The 20124-nt window shown below is 48.7% G+C and carries 15 protein-coding genes; 6 read left to right on the forward strand and 9 right to left on the reverse strand.

Annotated elements, in window-relative coordinates; all coding sequences use genetic code 11:
* Positions 1-203: 203 nt before the first annotated feature.
* The 3 genes from dnaK to ACMJ0U_RS07690 all read right to left on the reverse strand — a co-directional run bounded on the left by dnaK (position 204) and on the right by ACMJ0U_RS07690 (position 3732).
* Complete coding sequence (dnaK, locus tag ACMJ0U_RS07680; protein ID WP_417129338.1) at positions 204-2120, reverse strand: molecular chaperone DnaK; 1917 nt, start codon at positions 2118-2120, stop codon at positions 204-206.
* Between the two features lie 190 nt (positions 2121-2310).
* Positions 2311-3390, reverse strand: coding sequence for a PspC domain-containing protein (locus tag ACMJ0U_RS07685; RefSeq protein WP_417129339.1), 1080 nt, complete (start codon positions 3388-3390; stop codon positions 2311-2313).
* A 12-nt stretch (positions 3391-3402) separates the two neighbouring features.
* Complete coding sequence (locus ACMJ0U_RS07690; RefSeq protein ID WP_007563549.1) at positions 3403-3732, reverse strand: PadR family transcriptional regulator; 330 nt, start codon at positions 3730-3732, stop codon at positions 3403-3405.
* Positions 3733-3900: 168 nt separating this feature from the next.
* Here ACMJ0U_RS07690 and ACMJ0U_RS07695 point away from each other — a divergent pair, with 168 nt between their 5' ends.
* Complete coding sequence (locus ACMJ0U_RS07695) at positions 3901-4398, forward strand: GNAT family N-acetyltransferase (protein ID WP_117748040.1); 498 nt, start codon at positions 3901-3903, stop codon at positions 4396-4398.
* Positions 4399-4449: 51 nt separating this feature from the next.
* On the opposite strand, the gene ACMJ0U_RS07700 is transcribed toward ACMJ0U_RS07695, so the two are convergent.
* The 5 genes from ACMJ0U_RS07700 to ACMJ0U_RS07720 form a co-directional block, all read right to left on the reverse strand.
* Complete coding sequence (locus ACMJ0U_RS07700; protein WP_417129341.1) at positions 4450-5082, reverse strand: lysine exporter LysO family protein; 633 nt, start codon at positions 5080-5082, stop codon at positions 4450-4452.
* Positions 5079-5357 carry a LysO family transporter gene (locus ACMJ0U_RS07705; RefSeq protein WP_417129342.1) on the reverse strand — a complete coding sequence of 93 codons (279 nt, stop codon included), beginning with the start codon at positions 5355-5357 and terminating at the stop codon, positions 5079-5081. The genes ACMJ0U_RS07700 and ACMJ0U_RS07705 overlap by 4 nt, the downstream gene beginning before the upstream one ends.
* A 521-nt stretch (positions 5358-5878) precedes the next feature.
* Positions 5879-7168, reverse strand: coding sequence for a TolC family protein (locus ACMJ0U_RS07710; protein WP_417129344.1), 1290 nt, complete (start codon positions 7166-7168; stop codon positions 5879-5881).
* Positions 7169-7204: 36 nt separating this feature from the next.
* Positions 7205-10294 carry an efflux RND transporter permease subunit gene (locus tag ACMJ0U_RS07715; RefSeq protein ID WP_417129346.1) on the reverse strand — a complete coding sequence of 1030 codons (3090 nt, stop codon included), beginning with the start codon at positions 10292-10294 and terminating at the stop codon, positions 7205-7207.
* Positions 10295-10309: 15 nt separating this feature from the next.
* Positions 10310-11335 (reverse strand): efflux RND transporter periplasmic adaptor subunit, encoded by a 1026-nt coding sequence (locus ACMJ0U_RS07720; RefSeq protein ID WP_417129348.1) that lies wholly within the window; start codon positions 11333-11335, stop codon positions 10310-10312.
* Positions 11336-11544: 209 nt separating this feature from the next.
* Between ACMJ0U_RS07720 and ACMJ0U_RS07725 the strand changes: the two genes are divergently transcribed.
* The gene (locus ACMJ0U_RS07725; protein WP_417129350.1) at positions 11545-12462 is read left to right on the forward strand and encodes a helix-turn-helix domain-containing protein; all 918 of its coding nucleotides are present in this window, start codon (positions 11545-11547) and stop codon (positions 12460-12462) included.
* An 83-nt stretch (positions 12463-12545) separates the two neighbouring features.
* Here ACMJ0U_RS07725 and ACMJ0U_RS07730 read toward each other — a convergent pair whose 3' ends face one another.
* Positions 12546-14069 (reverse strand): DUF4301 family protein, encoded by a 1524-nt coding sequence (locus ACMJ0U_RS07730; RefSeq protein ID WP_417129352.1) that lies wholly within the window; start codon positions 14067-14069, stop codon positions 12546-12548.
* A gap of 134 nt (positions 14070-14203) precedes the next feature.
* On the opposite strand from ACMJ0U_RS07730, the gene ACMJ0U_RS07735 reads away from it, so the two are divergent.
* The 4 genes from ACMJ0U_RS07735 to ACMJ0U_RS07750 all read left to right on the forward strand — a co-directional run bounded on the left by ACMJ0U_RS07735 (position 14204) and on the right by ACMJ0U_RS07750 (position 20069).
* Complete coding sequence (locus ACMJ0U_RS07735; protein ID WP_417129354.1) at positions 14204-16414, forward strand: RelA/SpoT family protein; 2211 nt, start codon at positions 14204-14206, stop codon at positions 16412-16414.
* A gap of 102 nt (positions 16415-16516) precedes the next feature.
* Entirely contained in the window at positions 16517-16921 is a 405-nt protein-coding gene (locus ACMJ0U_RS07740) for a DUF1573 domain-containing protein (RefSeq protein ID WP_007563525.1), read from the forward strand.
* A 291-nt stretch (positions 16922-17212) separates the two neighbouring features.
* Positions 17213-19201: an OPT family oligopeptide transporter gene (locus ACMJ0U_RS07745; RefSeq protein WP_417129356.1), complete on the forward strand. Its 1989-nt coding sequence runs from the start codon at positions 17213-17215 to the stop codon at positions 19199-19201.
* Between the two features lie 19 nt (positions 19202-19220).
* Complete coding sequence (locus tag ACMJ0U_RS07750; protein WP_417129358.1) at positions 19221-20069, forward strand: alpha/beta hydrolase; 849 nt, start codon at positions 19221-19223, stop codon at positions 20067-20069.
* Positions 20070-20124: the final 55 nt, after the last annotated feature.

Here is a 20124-nt window from a genome sequence, read left to right on the forward strand (position 1 = left end):
ACCAGATATTTGCCGCCAGCTTCTTTCAGATTCCACCTCGCGATGGACACCCTTGCTATTGGCTGTATGATTCCCGCTATTAGGGCTCATTGGGGACTTGCACCCATTAGCTAATACTCATGCCGAGCATACACGCAAAAAGCGTGCAACTCATTGAGCTGCACGCTTTTGCTTATTGTTTATTATTTGTTTACTTATCGGAATCATTTTACCTCCTCAAAGTCAGCATCCTGCACATTGTCATTATTCTTGCTTGAACCCTGACCTGCATTGTTGTTTGCCTGACCTGCGTTAGGACCAGCCTGAGCACCGCCTGTCTGAGCGTACATTTCAGCACTTGCAGCCTGGAATGCAGCCTGAAGTTCTGCGCTTGCAGCATCGATACCAGCCAAATCCTGAGCCTTGTGAGCGTCTTTCAGTTTCTGAAGAGCAGCTTCGATAGGAGCTTTCTTGTCAGCCGGAATCTTATCGCCAAGGTCTTTCAACTGATTTTCTGTTGAGAAGATCAAGCTGTCTGCCTGGTTCAACTTGTCGATGCGTTCCTTTTCTTTCTTATCAGCTTCTGCATTAGCTTCAGCTTCAGCCTTCATACGGTCGATTTCTTCCTTGCTCAAACCAGATGAAGCTTCGATACGGATAGCCTGTTCCTTACCAGTAGCCTTATCCTTGGCAGATACCTTCAAGATACCATTGGCATCGATATCGAAGGTTACTTCAATCTGAGGTACACCACGACGAGCCGGAGCGATACCTGTCAGGTTAAACTGACCGATTGACTTGTTCTGAGCGGCCATCGGACGTTCACCCTGCAATACGTGGATGGTAACTTCCGTCTGGTTATCAGCTGCAGTAGAGAACACTTCGCTCTTCTTGCACGGAATGGTTGTGTTGGCATCAATCAGCTTGGTCATTACACCACCCATTGTTTCGATACCCAGTGTCAACGGAGTGACATCCAGCAATACGATGTTACCTACACCCGCTTCCTTGTTCAATACGGCACCCTGGATACAAGCACCTACGGCTACTACTTCGTCCGGATTTACACCCTTAGAAGGAACTTTACCGAAGAAGTCTTCTACCAGTTTCTGCACAGCCGGGATACGTGAAGAACCACCTACCAGGATTACTTCGTCGATATCAGAGTTGCTCAAACCTGCATCGCTCATGGCTTTCTTACAAGGTTCAAGACAAGCCTGAATCAAGTTGTGGGCAAGCTGTTCGAATTTAGCACGGGTCAAAGTCTTCACCAAGTGTTTAGGCACACCAGCTACCGGCATGATGTACGGCAAGTTGATTTCAGTAGAAGTAGAAGAAGACAATTCAATTTTTGCCTTTTCAGCAGCTTCTTTCAAACGTTGCATAGCCATCGGGTCAGCCGTCAGGTCAGCACCTTCGTCGTTCTTGAATTCCTGAACCAGCCAGTCGATGATAACCTGGTCGAAGTCATCACCACCCAGGTGAGTATCACCGTTAGTTGACAATACTTCGAATACACCGCCACCGAATTCCAGGATAGAGATATCGAATGTACCACCACCAAGGTCGAATACGGCTACCTTCATATCTTTGTTAGCCTTGTCTACACCGTAAGCCAATGCAGCTGCAGTCGGTTCGTTCACGATACGTTTTACATCCAGACCTGCAATCTGACCTGCTTCCTTCGTAGCCTGACGCTGAGAGTCAGAGAAATATGCCGGAACGGTGATGACAGCTTCTGTTACTTCCTGTCCCAGATAATCTTCAGCAGTTTTCTTCATCTTCTGCAGAATCATGGCAGAGATTTCCTGCGGAGTGTACAGACGTCCGTCGATGTCTACACGCGGAGTATTGTTTTCACCCTTTACTACTGAATAAGGTACACGAGAAATTTCTTTCTGAACCTGATCGTAAGTTTCACCCATGAAACGCTTGATAGAATATACGGTACGTTTCGGGTTGGTAATAGCCTGACGTTTGGCAGGGTCGCCTACCTTACGTTCGCCGCCGTCTACGAAACCTACTACTGAAGGAGTGGTACGTTTACCTTCGCTGTTGGCAATTACCACCGGTTCGTTACCTTCAAATACTGCAACACATGAGTTTGTTGTTCCTAAGTCAATACCAATAATCTTTCCCATAATTGTATCTATTTTTATTATTTTCTAATTTGGTTAATTCTGTAACGCTGAAACGTTACGCCCTCTAAAAGACAAATGCCATGCCAGAACAAAAAAAAGCCCGTGCCAGCTTTTTTTTCTGACACGGACTGCCATTTTGGCTGTTTCATGTGACATTCTTGCCTCACACATTCAGGCGAGACTGACAAAATCAGAGGAACTCACCCCAGAAAGGAGCTGACAAAAGTGGCTCTGCCAGAAAAGGAATCTGAAAGAACAATACGATTCCTATGGCCAGGGCAATCATCCACAACAACACCAGTACTACTTTCGTGGAAGTAGCCATGGGCTTCCAGCTGCCAAACGACTGCATGACGGCCTGAATCAGTCCGGCCACCGGGATACCGGCTATCAGCAGACCGCATACGGTCAACCCGACAATCACTCCCGGCATGGTATGCACACCGCCCCAATCTACCCAAGGCAATATATTATAGAAGAAAGCAGGCAGACTGACGATGACTCCCGTAGCCGCCATCAGCAGGGCAAACAATACGATGAGTCCTACCAGCAGGAATGGAGCACAGCATATCAGCAACAGCACCAGACACAGTTTCAGCAGGAAACCAAACACGGCTACCACTCCGTTGCCAAACTTATGCAAAGCAGAGCGAGGCTGTTCCGAATGCACATACTCATTCACCTTCTCAAAACCGTCGGTCACCGTCCGGCCGATGTTCTCCACATTGATGGGCTCTCCGCGCATCTGTAACTTTTCCGTTGCCGTATGTGCCAGCGGAATGATAATCCAGGCCAGCAGATAGGCCAGAATCAGCCCGTGAATCAGAAAGCCAGCCAGGATAAAGACGATGCGGGTCCAGGTCACATCCCAGCCGAAATAGGCTGCAATACCCGATACCACTCCACCCAGGATACGGTCGTCCGGATTGCGGAACAGGCGACGGCTGGTTTCCGTCGATTCACTATCGAAAGTCTTGCCGTTCGATGCAAACGGGTTACCGCCTTCTTCACCATTCAGTTCTTCCGGTTTTCCCATGCGGGCAATTACCTCTTCCACCTCTTTGATGGTAATTACCTGCAATCCGCCACGCAATGCCTCATCAAACAGTTCGGCAATGCGGGATTCTATGTCGCGCACAATTTCTTCCGCTCCTTCATCCTTACGGAAATGATAGCGGAGGTTGTTCAAATAATTATCCAGCAGGATATAGGCATCTTCATCTATATGATATACGGTGCCACCTAAATTTACGGTCAGTGTCTTTTTCATGTCATGTGGTTTTTAAATGTTTTGTCTTAAATGATTCACGGTATCGGAAAGTCCGTCCCAGGCACTTTCCAGCTCTTTCAGAAATTCCTCCCCTTCCGGAGTAAGTCCATAATACTTGCGGGGCGGTCCTTGCGTAGACTCCACCCACTCGTACGACAGGAGCCCGTCGTTCTTCAGGCGGGTCAGCAACGGATAAAGCGTGCCTTCCACCACAATCAGCCGGGCTTCTTTCAGCTTCTGGATAATATCGGAAGAATAGGCTGACTCCCGGTGCAACAGCAACAGAATGCAATACTCCAGCATCCCTTTGCGCATCTGCGATTTTACATTGTCTACATTCATTTCTGCTCATTTATCTTGTATGACACAAATATAGGCTTTATATTGATACTATGTATTGCAAGGTATTATAATTTCAAAACTTTTAACAAGTTTATGTTTCGATAAAACCCATACAAACAAAAGATAAACTACTTTTGCAGAAAACACATTATAAATAAGGAAACGCCTATGTTTACGATTAAAAAAGCTACCCTTGCAGACATTGAAGTCATCCGGACGCTGGCAGCACAGACCTTTCCGGCTACCTACCAGCATATTCTGACTCCGGAACAGATTGATTACATGATGGACTGGATGTACTCCAGCGAAAGCCTGAGAAACCAGATGGAGAAAGAGCATCACATTTACTACATCGCTTACGAGGAATGTGAGCCTGCGGGCTATGTGTCCATCCAGCAGGAAGATACGGATTTGTTTCACTTGCAGAAGATTTACGTGCTCCCCTACTTCCAGAAATACAAACTCGGACGGCAACTGTTCCAGCAGGCCATAAAGGGCATCAAGGAACTTCATCCGGAACCTTGCCGCATGGAACTGAACGTGAACCGGCAGAATCCGGCACTTGGATTCTATGAGCACATGGGCATGAAGAAGGTGCGCGAAGGGGACTTCCCCATCGGCAACGGATATTACATGAACGATTACATCATGGGTATGGACATCTAAGGCTCCCCGCCGCCGTTTTCATCTCTTTGCTTTGCAGACGGGGGATTCCTTCTACAGCTTGCAAAACAAAGAAATGAAAAACGGCACGGACATGTCGACCAGCAGCCCGTGGAAGATGGCAAGGGGCACCATTTCCTTTCCAGACACACGGATAATGGAAGGAAGGGCTACATCGACCGAAGTTACTCCGGCCACCGAAATGGGGGCCAGCTTCCCAAAATATTTGCAGAGGAAAGGAGCTCCCACCAGCGCCACCAGTTCCCGGATGACATTCGTCAGAAGTGCAATCGTGGCCAGTTCCGAAGCCAGCTGTGCACCCAGATCGGGGGTTTTGAGTTCCATAATCAGGATGGACGAAAGCGAATAGTATCCCAGTCCGCTGCCCACGGCCAGACAGTCGAACACACTCCAGCGGGTCAGCAGCACACTGACCAATGCCGAAAACAGCAGGGTTCCTCCGATGGTGGCCAGCGGTATCAGCAGCATCTTGGGGCGGAAACCACGAAGCAGTTCCTTGAAATCCTCTCCCCCGCCAATGCTGACGCCTACCTGAAACATCAGGGCATAAAGAATATACATGGACAAGTGGTGCGTATCTCCCAACTCCCATCCGGAAAAGTTCCACACGTAGCCTAACACACAGCCTACAAAGAACGTGGACAATACCAGCAAACTACCCTTCATTTCTCACCTCCTTCCTTAAAGAACCACAGATATACCACGCGCGCCAGCAGCACACTTCCCGTAATGCCTGCCACACTGAGCAGCAAGGCCTGGCCTCCAAAAGAGCACAGGTTGCCCACAATCAACGGGTTGTACCCCACGGAAAGTCCTAACACGAACAGCATCAGACAGATGGTACACGAAATAGTCAGATTCACTTTTTTCAAAAAAGCACACATGCGAAGGCTATATCCTGCCAGAATACCTGCCAGGACAATCAATAAAATAATCCACATAACAAAATCGAGAATAAAAGTTTATAAGAAAGATTCCACGCAAGGCCGGGAAGACGCAACTTCCCGCATCTTACAAACTTTCATGAAGAAATCCGCTGAACCAATGCGCCCGGGCATGACATCTCCGGTAAAGCGTCGTACTGACCTTTATCCGAACTACTCTATGTTGCCTGCACATGTTCATACGCTGTATGCTATATTCTAATCTGTGTAAGTTCCAACCCTAGTCTGTTTTTGTGAAAACGTAGCATATGTTTTTACGTTTCCCTGCCCTGAAACCCATGTTTCTCTTTGCAGAGCTGTATGTTTTCCGATTGTGAACCCTACGTTTCTCAGGTGAGAAACCTGCAAAAGTCCCTGGAAAAGCCGTATCAGTTTCAGGACTCTTTACTTTATTGGCTTCTCTATTGCGCCGCAAATATAGCTTATATTAAATTAATATGCAATTAATATGCATGATTTATTACAAAGGGCCATCGGAAATACTTCCCGACAGCCCTTCACATCAAGAAAAAGTTGTTTTAACGACGCCCCGTGACTTGCAGATATTCTCTTTTTTTCAGTTCATAATCCGTATAGCTCTCCACGTACTTGTCGCAACTCTGCTGATACAAAGTCTGTGCATCAAGCAAATCGCTCATCGTGCAGGTGCCTGCCTTGTAATAATCGGTATTCAGGCGGAGATTCTCGGTGGACTGCTCAATGGACAGACGGGCAATCTTCATCTGCTCGTATGCCTCGTTCACCCCGTTCCAGGCATTCTTCATGCGGATGACCAGCAATTCTCCCTGGTCGGCCAGCTGGTTTTCCGTGTTCTTCACCTGAAGCTTTTCTTTCTTAATGGCATGGCTTCCTCCCCACCATCCGGTCAGGGGAACGGTCACCGTAGCAAATCCCACCCAGAAACGCTGGTCTTCCGGCAAGAAGTTATGGTATACATAGCCTCCGCCAATGGCCACCGTAGGCAGGTTCTTCCCTACCGCCATCTTGTATTGCAAGCGGCTGGCCTTCACATTCTGCTGTAGCAAAGCATATTCGCTGGTGAGTCCCAATGCCGATTCCGGATCGCAGTAAAGGCTGTCGGGGCGTGCAGGCAACTGAGTATCCACCGCAAAGGCCACGTCAAGGGTATCGGATGAAAGTCCGGTGTACTGTGCCAGCATATTCTGGGATACCGACAAGGCATTTTCCACCTGCAAACGAGTACTCTTTGTTTCATTCTGCCGCAACTGTACCTGAAGCAGGTCATTCCGCGTCACGATTCCAGCCTGTACCGAAGCTTCCACATCACTCAGGATGCGTGCCAGTTGGGCTTCGACCTTGGACAAGGTTTTCAGCTTTTCTTTCAGTATCACTACCCGCCAGAAATATTGTTCCGTGGTGAGGCATACTTCATTGTCGGACAAGTTCCGTTGCAGGCGTTTCACTTCCACTCCCACCTTGGCCAGCTGGTTTCCGTTCACAATCTGTCCGCCGGTGAACAACGGCAGGGAGGCACCGACTCCTCCTGCTATTCCGTTCTTCAGCATGGACATGTTCATGTCCGGTTCCAAACTCATCTGCATCAATCCTTTATCAGCCATGAAACCGGTTCCAGCCGCACTCACGCTCGGAAAATAATTGGTAAAAGCCTTTTTCTTGTCCTGCTTGGCCATTTCCAGTTCATTGTTTGCATTCTTCATTCGCACATTGTTTGTCAAGGCAGCCTGAATGCACTCATCCAGCGTGTAGGCTTTCTGTCCGAAAGCCCCATTCATGCACGCCCCACCTATCAATAGAAAAGCTATTATTCTGTTTCGATTCGTTTTCATAATGATTCTTCTTTTGATTGATTCCTAATCACCTCATCAGGCTTTCTCCAATGCTTCCTGCTGGGCACGTTTCTGACTGCTTCCCCTGAAAATCACCAGGTAAGCCACCGGAAGCACCGTCAAGAGGAAGAGCATGGTAATCAGCGTACCGTAACAAATCACTGTACCCATCGGCATCCAGAGTCCGCTCTTGCCCAATATCATCGGGATGACTCCCATGGAGGCAGCAGCCGAAGTCAGGAAGATGGGTCGCATACGTCGGCGGGCAGAATGATAAATGGCATCACGCACACAGAGTTTCTCCGTAGCCCGAAGTTCCTCGGCATAGTCAATCATGATAATGCCGTTACGCACGATAATTCCCATCAGGCTGATGATACCCAGTGTACAAGTCATACCGAAATCCACTCCTTGTATCAGTACGCCCACTGCCGTACCGAACACACACAGCGTCATGCTGGCAAATATCAGTAGAGCAATGCTAATACGCTTGAAATGAGCCAGCAGGATGAAGAAGATGATGAAAGCCGCAATGGCCAGAGCTGCCATGATAGGCGGAAGGTTTTCATTATCCTGCTCGTCGTCACCTCCGTAAGCCAGCGTCACTTTATCCGGCAGAGGGATGACTGCCACTTTTTCTTTTATCACACTCGTCAGGGCGGTCACGTTCACGTCACGGCGCACATCGGCCATGACCGTAATGGTATAGATACCGTTCCGGCGTACCAGCTGTCCGTCTTTGACGGAAGGTACCACTTCTGCCACTTGCCGCAAGGGAACCTGCGTACCGCCCAATACCGGAATCAGTTCGTTTTCCAGATCGGAGAAACCGGCACAATCTGCCCTCTCGCTTTTCAATGTCACGGGGATGTCATAATCGCCTTCCCACACACTGGCCATCTTTATACCGTCGCCATAGCGCATGGCTAGCGTGCTTTCCAGTTGCACATTCTGTATGCCCAGACGAGAAGCCTCATCTTCTTTCAACACCACTTTGGCCGAAGTCTGCGGCTCACTGAAGTTGGTCTGTGCCAACCGTATTTCCGGCATCTGACGCAACATGCTCAGGTATTTCCCTGCCACGGTTTTCAGTGAATCCAGATTCTCTCCACTCAGACGGAGTTCTATCGGATAGACCGCCTGACTGAAACTGATTTGCTTGAACCTTACCCGCACATCCGGAAAAGCATCGGTATAACGCGGAGCATATTCATCCAACAGTTCCACAGTTTCCTTGTTCCCTTTCGTGTTTACAATCAACTGGGCGTAGTTCGTTCCTCCTAATTGCGGAGCGTATGCCGTATGGAAACGAGGGGAAGAACAACCGATAAATGAAGTGACGGAAGTCACTCGCGGGTCTTTACGGAACACATGTTCCATGGTATCGGCAGCCCAGGCCGTCTTTTCTACAGCCGAGCCCGTAGGCAGATAGATTTCTACGGCAAACTGGTTACGGTCGGCCACCGGCATCAGTTTCTGTGGCAGTTTCCCCATCAGGAAGATACCCACCAGCACGGAAGCGATTCCTCCTAACAGAGTAACATACGGATGGGCAAAGCACTTGTCAAGCAACTTATTGTAATAGGTCTGCAGGAGTTCCATGAACGAAAATCCTTTTTTATGCGAAGGTATCGGCTTACGGATGAACCAGAACTGCATGAACGGTACCAGCAACATGGCTACCAGCAAGGAGATGCCCAGAATCAGTGTAATGGACCAGGGGAAACTCAGCAGGAAGTCGTGTATCATGCCGGGAATCACAATCAGGAAGGGGAAGAATGTGATACTGATGGCCAGTGTAGCCGAGAATATGGACTTGAAGAAATGTGTGGCACTGAAGATAGACGCATGCCAGCGCGACATTCCCTCGCCGATTTTCTCCAAGTAACTGTCGATGATGACAATGGAGTTGTCCACAATCATTCCCAGCGTCACAATCAAGGCAGCCAGCGTCACGGTGTTCAACTCAATGCCAAAGGCATAGAAAAGTCCCAGTGAGATAAAGATGGTAATCGGAATGGTGGAAGCAGCTACCAGTGCCACCCGCAACGGCAACAGCAGCATCACCACAATCACTACAGCCACGATGGCAATCACCAGCTCACGCAAGAAAGCATTGACACTGTCGCCCACCACCTGTGCCTGGTCGGTAATACGGAACATATTGACCTCCGACGGAAGCTCTGTCTTAAACTCTTCCAGCACGCGGTCGATGTCATTTCCCATCTGTACGATGTTCTTTCCTTTCTTCATTTCCACACTCAACAGGATACACTTCGTCCCGTTGTTCTTGATGTAGCTGTCGGCATGGGGATATTCCTTGACCACACGAGCTACATCCTGCAGGCGCACCACATTGCCCAATGGGTCACTGTACACAATCTGCTGCTGCACGTCGTACAGCGTGTTGAATGTCTTCTCCACATGCACCGGCAATACATACTGAGGGGTCTGTATGCGTCCGCCCGTGGTCACGAATCCCTTGGCAAACAGCTGTCCGGCAATCAACTGCTCGTTCAGTCCATAATGCGAGAGACGTTCCGGATCCAGGTAGATGGAAATCTGTTCAGCCCTTTCTCCACTCACGGTGAGTCGTCCCACACTGCTGATGCGACGCAAACGGTTCTTCAGTTCATCCATATAGTCGGACAGTTCCCGATACGTCTTGTCCTTGCTTTCCATGGTAATCAGCAGTGCCGATGTATCGCCAAAATCATCCATCACCTGTATGGCAAGCACATTCGGCGGAAGCTGCGACTTGAAGGTGGCTACTCCATGCTTGAACTTGCTCCAGAACTCATCTTTGTTGTTCAGTTCGTCATTCAACTCTACTTGCACAAAAACAATCCCGTCGCGCGTGGTAGAGAAGGTCTTCTCCTTCTTTACTTCCTTGTATGAAAAGATGTAGTCTTCCAGAGGCTTCGTCACCTGTTCCACCATTTCATTGACCGTATTTCCCGGAGCCACGGCAATCACCATTCCCTGACGTATGGTAAAATCAGGAAATTCATTTTTCTGCATCTGCGGCAGACTGTATATTCCGAATGCCACCAGGCAGCACGTCACCAGAATCACAATCTGGCGATAGTGCATGGCCCATTCCACTATGTTCCTTTTCTTTTCCATTGTCTTACTTCGTTTTTACAGTGCCAGAGGAGTTCCTTCGCACACTTTCTGCTGTCCTTCTACTATCACTTCATCCCCTTCATTCAGACCGTTCACCACCGTGACACCCGTCGCCGTGAACTTGCCGCACGCCACCACGCGCTTCGACGCCTTTCCATCCGCACCTTTCAGCCACACGAAATAGTTGTTGTGTTCGTCCAGCTGAAGCACATTAGCCGGAAGTACGCACGCCTGACTTTTATCGGCATCTTGCAACCAGACTTCTGTCACCATGCCGGGAAGCAGTCCCGTATTCTTTGTCTGAATACCGATATTTACTTCATACGACCGTGACAGCGGATTGGCCTGTACACCTTTTTCCGTCACTACGCCTTCTACCTTTGTTCCATTCAGAACCGGTGCCTCTATCACGGCTTTCTGTCCTCTTACCACGCGCGCGATTTCCGTCTCCGGCACGGAAATCCGTACCTTCAGCCGGTCGTCGGATACCAGTTTCAGCACCTGTACACCGGGTACCACGTTCTGCCCGACCTCCAGACTCTTCTCGGCAATGACTCCGGAAAACGGAGCGTACAGCTTACAGTCAGTCAAGTTCTTCCGGGCCACTGCCTCCATAGACTGAGCCTGCTGCAACTTGCTCTGTACTTCCACCCACTTCATCTCGGCCAGACTTCCTTTTTCATGCAATTCCTTCATACGTTGGTAGGCATCTTCCGCCTGCTTCAAAGCAGCCTTTGCTGCCTGATACGTATTCTGCATCGAAACCTCATCCAGTGTAGCCAGTAATTGTCCCTGCCGCACCCGGCTTCCCAAATCGACCTTTACTGACTTTACTCGTCCCATCAGCGGGAAACTTAATGAACTGCCGTTTTCCTCCTGCACCGTACCTGAAAAACGAACGGTTTCGTTACGCACGGATGATACTACGGTCATCACTTTGACCTTTACCGGTTCTGCCTGCTGCGGTGCCTGCTCTTTATTTCCACACCCTGACATCACAGTCAGAAACAAACAAACGGCCATCAGATAATTCTTTTTCATAAATTCTAAAATGTTTAGTATGTCTGCAATTTGTGAGCGCAAAGAAAAAGGCATTACATGAAATATCTGGCATACATACTACCTTGGAAGTGTTCTATTTTTCTATCCGGCCTTACTATCTTCCCTATAGCATACTCATCAGGAAAAATAGGACACTGAGAATTGAAAAACATTCTGTTCATTTGCAACCGAATAGATTAATCAATGTTATGGAGAAAGAAATAGAACTCATCAGAATGTCCAGCACCGAAATCATGGAAAAGGTAGCTGCCTATAAAGACGAACAGATTATCATCTTGAACCAGGTAAATAAAGTAAGTGAAGCCGAACAATATTCCCCCATACGGGCTGACTTTTTTCTGGCTATCTTATGTCTGAGAGGAAAAGCGTCTTTATCTCTCAACAATAATTCTTATGAAATCGGTCGGAATGATTTGATGATTTGTCACCCGCAGACGCTGCTCAAACACGGCATGATAGGAGATGATTTTGAGTGCTGCGGATTCTGCCTTTCACCAGAATATGCCAAACGTATTTTTGTGATGTCCACATCCGCAAACAACTGGTACTCCCGCCTGTACCTGGAGCAGCACCCTATCATTTCTCTGAACGATGAAGAAAGCCAACTTTTCTGCCAATACTATAATCTGCTGAATTCCAAACTGACCGGTACTCCTCACCGCCACCAGAAGGAACTGATCAATGCCCTCCTGCAGGCCTTCATCTACGAGTTTCAGGACTCCATGGAGAAATACATCCAGTTAAAACCGGTCGCATTCAATTCGTCCAATAATCTGTTCAATGCCTTCATGGAACTGCTGATATCTTCCTACCCCAAGGAACGGTCGGTAAGCTACTATGCCAACCGGTTGTTTGTCACTTCCAAATACCTGTCGGCTGTATGTAAGGAAAATTCCGGTGAAACAGCTTCCGACCTCATTACCTGTTATGTCATGAAGGATATAGTGTGCCTGCTGAAATCTCCCGATAAGAGCATCAAGGAAATAGCCAATGAACTCAATTTTGCCACTTTGTCATTTTTTGGCAAATACGTAAAAAGAAATTTAGGACTTTCCCCGAAAGAATACAGAGAGAAATTATCTCAACAAGAAGGAAATGTGCAATAACTTTCTTCATATATATAAAAAAGATGTCCGCCCATCTCACAAAGATGACAGGCGGACATTTCTATTTTTCCACTATCCGGAAATTACTGATGCTGTTCACGCAGCAAATCGTTCACGGTCTTTACCGGATTGAAAGTGCTCAAAGGAACTTCCACGAACACGGTACTCCAGTCGCTCATTGAACCGTTCCACAAACCCGGCAATTCGAGTGCTTTCAGGTCTTTTCCGTTCTTTGACTTGTAAGAGATGAAGCCGGTAGCCTTGTCCACATGTTTCAGCAAGTCGAACTTATTACCCTTGTAGTCGCGAACGGCACATACCAGATCCACCGGATTGAAGTGTGTACCCTTTTCGAACATGGCTTTCTTTTCCGGGTCGTTCATATCAATCTGTGAGCTCTCCAGAATCTGCAAGGAGATGGTTCCATCCGGATTATAAGCCAGGAACGGACCACCGCCCGGTTCGCCCACATTCTTCACCATACCGCAAACGCGCATCGGACGGTTCAGTTTCTTGCGCAGATAGATTACCAGGTCAGCATCTTCCAACTGCTTCAAATCAGTTCTGCGGCAACGCAACTGCTGCTGTACGAAACGGATGATTGTTTCCAGTTGTTCATGACTGTAATGTCCGCCATCCAGCAGTTCCAGGTATTCAAATGCCTGCTTCTGCAATGTAACCAATACACCGGCCAGCAATTTCTTGTAAGTCACCGTATCGGCTTTCAAGCGGTCGGGCACCACATTATCAATGTTTTTAATGAATACGATGTCGGCATCCAAATCGTTCAAGTTCTCAATCAAGGCACCGTGACCACCCGGACGGAACAACAATTTGCCGTCCTTGTCGCGGAACGGTTTGTTTTCCATGTCGGCAGCAACTGTATCCGTACTCGGTTTCTGTTCAGAGAAACTGATGTGATAAGTCGTACCATACTTAGCTTCATATTCGGCAGCCTTGGCAGCTACCAGTTTTTCGAACAAAGCACGATGCTCGGTAGAAACGGTAAAGTGTACATTTACATCTCCGCTCTTTCCGGCAGCATACAATGCACCTTCCACCAAATGTTCTTCCAGCGGCGTACGTACGCCATCTGCATAACGATGGAATTTGAGCAGGCCTTTAGGCAGCGCTCCATAGTTCAATCCGGCAGACTCCAGCAAGTTAGAAACCACAGCCTTGTAATTATGCTCAGACAGCAAAGCATCGATATTCTTGCCCGTATTGTCCAAACAAGCTGCATTCAAGTCATTGTAGAACGCAAAATCATGAATGTGGTCGAAGAATTTCTTTTCAAAATCTGTAGTAGGTTTTTCATACTCGGCACCCAAGAATTCGAACATATTCTTGAACATGCGGCTGGCAGCTCCCGAAGCCGGCACAAACTTAACGATTTTCTTATCGCCGGCCTTGTATGCATCCCATGCGGCAAGATACTGTTCGCATTCCTTCTCATCGGCTTTCATAATTCCCCCGTTTTCTACGGAAGCAGCCGCTGAAAGCTTCAAGAATGGAAACCCCTTTTCAAAACAAGCCAACTGTTCGGCAATCTTTTCTTCCGAAATGCCCTTCTTGGCCAACAATTCTTTGTCCTCGTGTGTTAACATATAGTTATTATTTAGGTAATGAAAAAATTTCCCCATAAATGGAATCACGTCCAAAAATATAAAAAATACGGAAAGAATGCACCATATCGACGGAAAAAAAGTAACTTTACCCACAAACAGCAAAACGAGGAATTATGGAGAACAACGACTTTTTTACACAAGAGGAACACAAACAACTGATTCAACTCTACAAACGACTATTGCGGTTGTCGAAAGATACATTACAAAAGGATGACTGCCACAAGCTGAAAACCCATCTGGTCAAGGCGATGGCAGAAGGTACCATTCCACGAAATGTATTTCAGATGAATCCCATTATCAAAGACATGCAGACGGCAGTCATCGTGGCCGAAGAAATCGGCATGCGCCGCGCCTCGATTCTGGGAATCATGCTCCATGAATCCGTGAAATATAACCTGTGCAGCCTGGAGTCGGTCAAGGAGGAATATGGAGAAGATGTGGCCGGCATCATACGGGGACTCGTAAAAATCAACGAACTGTATTCCAAAAGCCCCATCATCGAATCGGAAAACTTCCGCAACCTGCTCCTCTCCTTTGCCGAAGACATGCGGGTCATCCTGATTATCATTGCCGACCGTGTGAACCTGATGCGGCAAATCAAGGACAGCCCTAACGAAGAAGCACGTCTGGAAGTGGCCAACGAGGCTGCCTATCTGTATGCCCCCTTAGCCCACAAGTTAGGACTGTACAAGCTGAAATCAGAACTAGAAGACTTGTCACTGAAATACACGCAGCACGACGTGTACTATCACATCAAAGAGAAACTGAATGCCACCAAGCAGGCACGCGACCGCTACATCGAGGCTTTCATCGAACCGATACGGAAAAAGCTGGAGGAAGCCGGACTGAAGTTCCACATGAAGGGACGTACCAAGTCCATCCACTCCATCTATCAGAAGATGAAGAAGCAGGGATGTCCTTTCGAAGGTGTGTACGACCTGTTCGCCATCCGCATCATCCTCGATTCTCCGCTTGAAAAAGAAAAGCAGGAGTGCTGGCAGGCTTATTCCATCGTGACGGATATGTATCTGCCCAACCCCAAACGCTTGCGCGACTGGCTGTCCGTGCCGAAAAGCAACGGATACGAGTCACTGCATATCACCGTGATGGGACCACAAGGGAAATGGGTGGAAGTACAGATTCGTACGGAACGCATGGATGAGATTGCCGAAAAAGGACTAGCGGCCCACTGGAGATACAAAGGTATAAAGGGAGAAAGCGGCCTGGATGAGTGGCTGAACTCCATCCGTGAAACGCTGGAAAACTCCGACAGCGACATGGAGGCCATGGACCAGTTCAAACTGGATTTGTACAAGGATGAGGTATTCGTATTTACTCCCAAAGGCGACTTGTACAAACTGCCGCAAGGAGCTACCGTGCTCGACTTTGCCTTTTCCATCCACTCCAACCTGGGATGCCGGTGTACGGGTGCCCGCGTCAACGGGAAAAACGTACAGCTGCGCCAGAAACTGAACAGCGGCGACCAGGTGGAAATCATGACTTCGAACACGCAGACACCGAAACGTGACTGGCTGACATTCGTCACCACGTCGAAGGCACGTAACAAGATACGTCAGGCCCTGAAAGAGATTGCCGCCCGTCAGACCCAGTTTGCCAAGGAAACACTGGAACGGAAATTCAAGAACCGGAAGCTGGAATACGATGAGGCCATCCTGATGCGCCTGATCCGGAAGCTGGGCTTCAAGACCGTGACCGACTTCTACCAGAGCATCGCCGACGAATCGATGGACGTGAACGACATCATCGACAAGTACCTCGACATGCAGAAGCGGGAAACCGAACAGCGGGAAGAAATCAGCTACCGCAGTGCGGAAGGCTTCAACATGCAGCAGCCCACCGATGCGAAGGACTACAAGGATGACGTGCTGGTCATCGACCGGAACCTGAAAGGGCTTGACTTCACGCTGGCCAGATGCTGTAATCCCATTTACGGCGACGAAGTGTTCGGATTCGTCAGCATCAACGGCGGTATCAAGATTCACCGCTGCGACTGCCCGAATGCCAAGGAGATGCGTTCCCGTTTCCCCTACCGCATCGTGAAAGCCCGCTGGGCCGGAAAGAGCCAGGGCAAACAGTATCCGATTACTCTCCGTATTATCGGCCATGACGACATCGGCATCGTAACGAACATCACGTCCATTATTAATAAGGAGAACAACATCCTGTTGCGCTCCATCAGCATCGACTCGCACGACGGATTGTTCTCGGGCATGCTGACGGTGACCGTAGACGACAATGCCAAGCTTGAATCGCTGATAAAGAAGATTAAAACGGTGAAAGGAGTGAAGCAGGTAAACCGATAACAACACTTCAAGTTTGTTAATTAAACTGCACAAAAGTAACAGTTTCACACAAAAGTAGTATCTTTGCGAAGTTGTCAAAAGTAAGGATTAAAATCAAAGAAAATGAAGAAAATTTTATTTACAACCTTATTATGTGTCATGAATGTATTGTTTGTCATTGCTCAGGGAACGGCAGAAATTACATTCGAAAAGACCTCATACAACTTTGGCTCTTTCTCTGAAAGCAGTCCGAAAGTAACTTGCAAATTCAAATTCAAGAATACAGGCGACGGCCCGCTGGTAATTCATCAGGCTATTGCCTCCTGTGGATGCACCGTACCTCAATATCCGAAAGAACCCATCAAACCGGGAGAAAGCGGTGAGGTGACAGTCACTTACAACGGTGCCGGCAAATTTCCGGGACACTTCCGCAAGACCATCACCCTTCGCACCAACTCAAAGAACGAAATCACTCGTCTGGTAGTAGAAGGTGACATGACCCCGGCATCGGCCGACATCAATCAGTAACGATTCATCATTTTTCATACTTGACAGGAGGAACATTTCAGCGATGTTTCTCCTGTTTTTTTATGCCCGAAAAAGTACATGGCAAACGCCTTTGTGTTTCATTTCAAACGTAAATACGTTTTACTTAAAACACAAGTGCGTTTGCCTCCAAACGTAAAAGCGTTTTCTTTCAAACGCAAGTGCGTTTTCCGATGGCACAAAAATGAGCCCACTTTTGAATGAATATAAAGGATTTTTACTACTTTTGGACACCCTTAAGAATATTAATCAAATCAAAATGTAATATTATTCATGAAAGAGACACAAGAAAAACCGACGGGACTGCCCGAAAACGCATTCCGTCCGCTCAAACCGGGAGAGAAATACGAACCCCTCATGTCTCCCGGAAAAACGTATCCTGAAGTTAACTTCTGGTCTGTGACATGGGGACTCGTCATGGCCGTTATTTTCTCGGCTGCCGCTGCCTATCTGGGGTTGAAAGTGGGCCAGGTGTTCGAAGCTGCCATCCCGATTGCTATTATCGCTGTGGGTATTTCCAGTGCCACCAAACGCAAAGGCGCACTGGGTGAGAACGTCATGATTCAGTCCATCGGTGCCTGCTCAGGCGTTATCGTGGCAGGTGCTATCTTTACCCTGCCGGCCCTCTACATCCTGCAGGAAAAATATCCGGAAATGACAGTCAACTTCATGCAGATGTTCATCAGCTCCCTGCTGGGTGGTGTGCTGGGCATCTTGTTCCTGATTCCCTTCCGTAAATATTTCGTAAAAGACAAGCATGGCGAATATCCTTTCCCGGAAGCTACGGCCAGCACCCAGGTGCTCGTGTCGGGTGAAAAGGGAGGCGACCAGGCCAAACCGCTGCTCATGGCCGGACTGGTGGGTGGTCTTTATGACTTCATCGTGGGAACGTTCGGCTGGTGGAACGAGAACTTCACAAGCCGCATCTGCGAATGGGGTGAGACTATTGCCGACAAGTTCAAACTGGTATTCAAGATTAACACGGGAGCTGCCGTACTGGGACTGGGCTACATCGTCGGACTGAAATATGCGGCCATCATCTGTGCCGGTTCACTGGCCGTATGGTGGATTATCGTGCCGGGCATTTCCTTGTTCTGGGGCGACCAGGTGCTGAATGCCTGGAATCCGGACATCACGACAGCCGTAAGAGACATGTCACCCGAACTTATCTTCAAGGAATATGCCAAGAGCATCGGTATCGGAGGTATTGCCATGGCCGGCATCATCGGTATCGTGCGTTCATGGGGCATCATCAAGAGTGCAGTCAGCCTGGCTGCCAGTGAAATGAAGGGCAAAAAGGCCGAAGAAAACGTGGAACGTACTCAGAAGGATTTGTCCATGAAAATCATCGCCTTCGGTTCGCTGTTCACCCTGCTGCTCGTGGTACTCTTCTTCTATTTCGATGTAATGCAAGGCAACATCCTACATACCGTAGTAGCCATTCTGCTGGTAGCAGGAATCTCCTTCCTGTTTACCACCGTAGCAGCCAATGCCATCGCCATTGTAGGAACGAACCCGGTATCGGGCATGACGCTGATGACCTTGATTCTGGCCTCTGTCATCATGGTGGCAGTAGGACTGAAAGGTGCTACGGGCATGGTGGCCTCACTGGTAATGGGTGGCGTGGTCTGCACCGCACTGTCCATGGCCGGCGGTTTCATTACCGACCTGAAAATCGGTTACTGGCTGGGCAGCACACCCAAGAAGCAGGAAAGCTGGAAATTCCTCGGCACACTGGTTTCCGCAGCTACCGTAGGCGGCGTGATTATGGTGCTGAATGATTCTTACGGATTCACCAGCGGACAACTGGCTGCTCCGCAGGCCAACGCCATGGCGGCTGTCATCGACCCGCTGATGAACGGTGTAGGTGCTCCATGGCTGCTCTACGGCATCGGTGCCGCACTGGCATTGGTACTGACTTTCTGCAAGGTGCCTGCCCTGGCTTTTGCGCTGGGCATGTTCATCCCACTGGAACTGAACCTTCCGTTGCTGGTGGGTGGAGCCATCAACTGGTACGTGACTTCACGCAGCAAGGACGAAGCTGTCAACAATGCACGCGGTGAGAAAGGTACGCTGCTGGCATCCGGATTCATTGCCGGAGGTGCCCTGATGGGTGTAGTGAGTGCCATCATGCGCTACTGCGACATCAATCTTATCCACGAAGAATGGCTGGCTAACCCGATGAGCGAACTGGTGTCACTGGTAGCTTATCTGCTGCTGATTACTTACCTGGTAAAAGCCAGCATGAAACTGAAAAAATAATCTCTAATATATCACACACATGAAAACACTGCTACTAATGGGCCTGCTGCTTATGTCGGGCACGCTCTTCGCACAACAGCCGATTGAAATGAAGGTATGGCCCAACGGCACCCCTAATGACAACGGCATCACAGAAGAAAAAAATGGAGATACCGATTCTCCAAGTTATACAAAAGAAGCCATTCTCTACGTCTATCCGGCTAAAAAAGGGAACGGAATGGCCATCGTAGCCTGTCCGGGAGGAGGATACTCACATCTGGCCATGGCCCACGAAGGGAAAAACATGGCCGACTGGTTCAACAGCCAGGGCATCACGTATGCCGTGCTCCGTTACCGCATGCCCAACGGACACCATGAAGTTCCTCTGAGCGACTCACAGCAGGCTCTGCGCATCATGCGCCAGCACGCTCAGGAATGGAATGTAAAAAAACTGGGCATCATGGGTTCTTCCGCCGGAGGACATCTGGCCAGCACCACCGCCACTCATTTCACCGATGCGGAAACCCGCCCGGATTTCCAGATTCTTTTCTACCCGGTCATCACCATGGACCCTACTTACACTCACATGGGTTCTCACGACAACCTGCTGGGAAAGAATCCCTCGAAGGAGCTGGAACAGAAATATTCCAATGAATTGCAGGTCACTCCGCAAACACCCCCTGCCTTCATTCTGCACAGCAGCGATGACACGGTAGTACCGGTGGCCAACAGCGTGAACTACTACACAGCCCTCGTCAAGAACAAAGTCCCTGCCAGCCTGCACACTTATCCGGTGGGAGGACACGGCTGGGGATACCGCGACAGCTTCCCCTACAAACGTCAATGGACAGGCGAACTGGAGAAATGGCTGCGCGAAATCAACAAATAATTTGCGCAACTCTTTGTAGAACAAAAGAAAAGTTGTACCTTTGCACCCGCTAATA

This window comes from Phocaeicola sp. (assembly GCF_048170425.1).
Taxonomy (GTDB): Bacteria; Bacteroidota; Bacteroidia; order Bacteroidales; family Bacteroidaceae; genus Phocaeicola.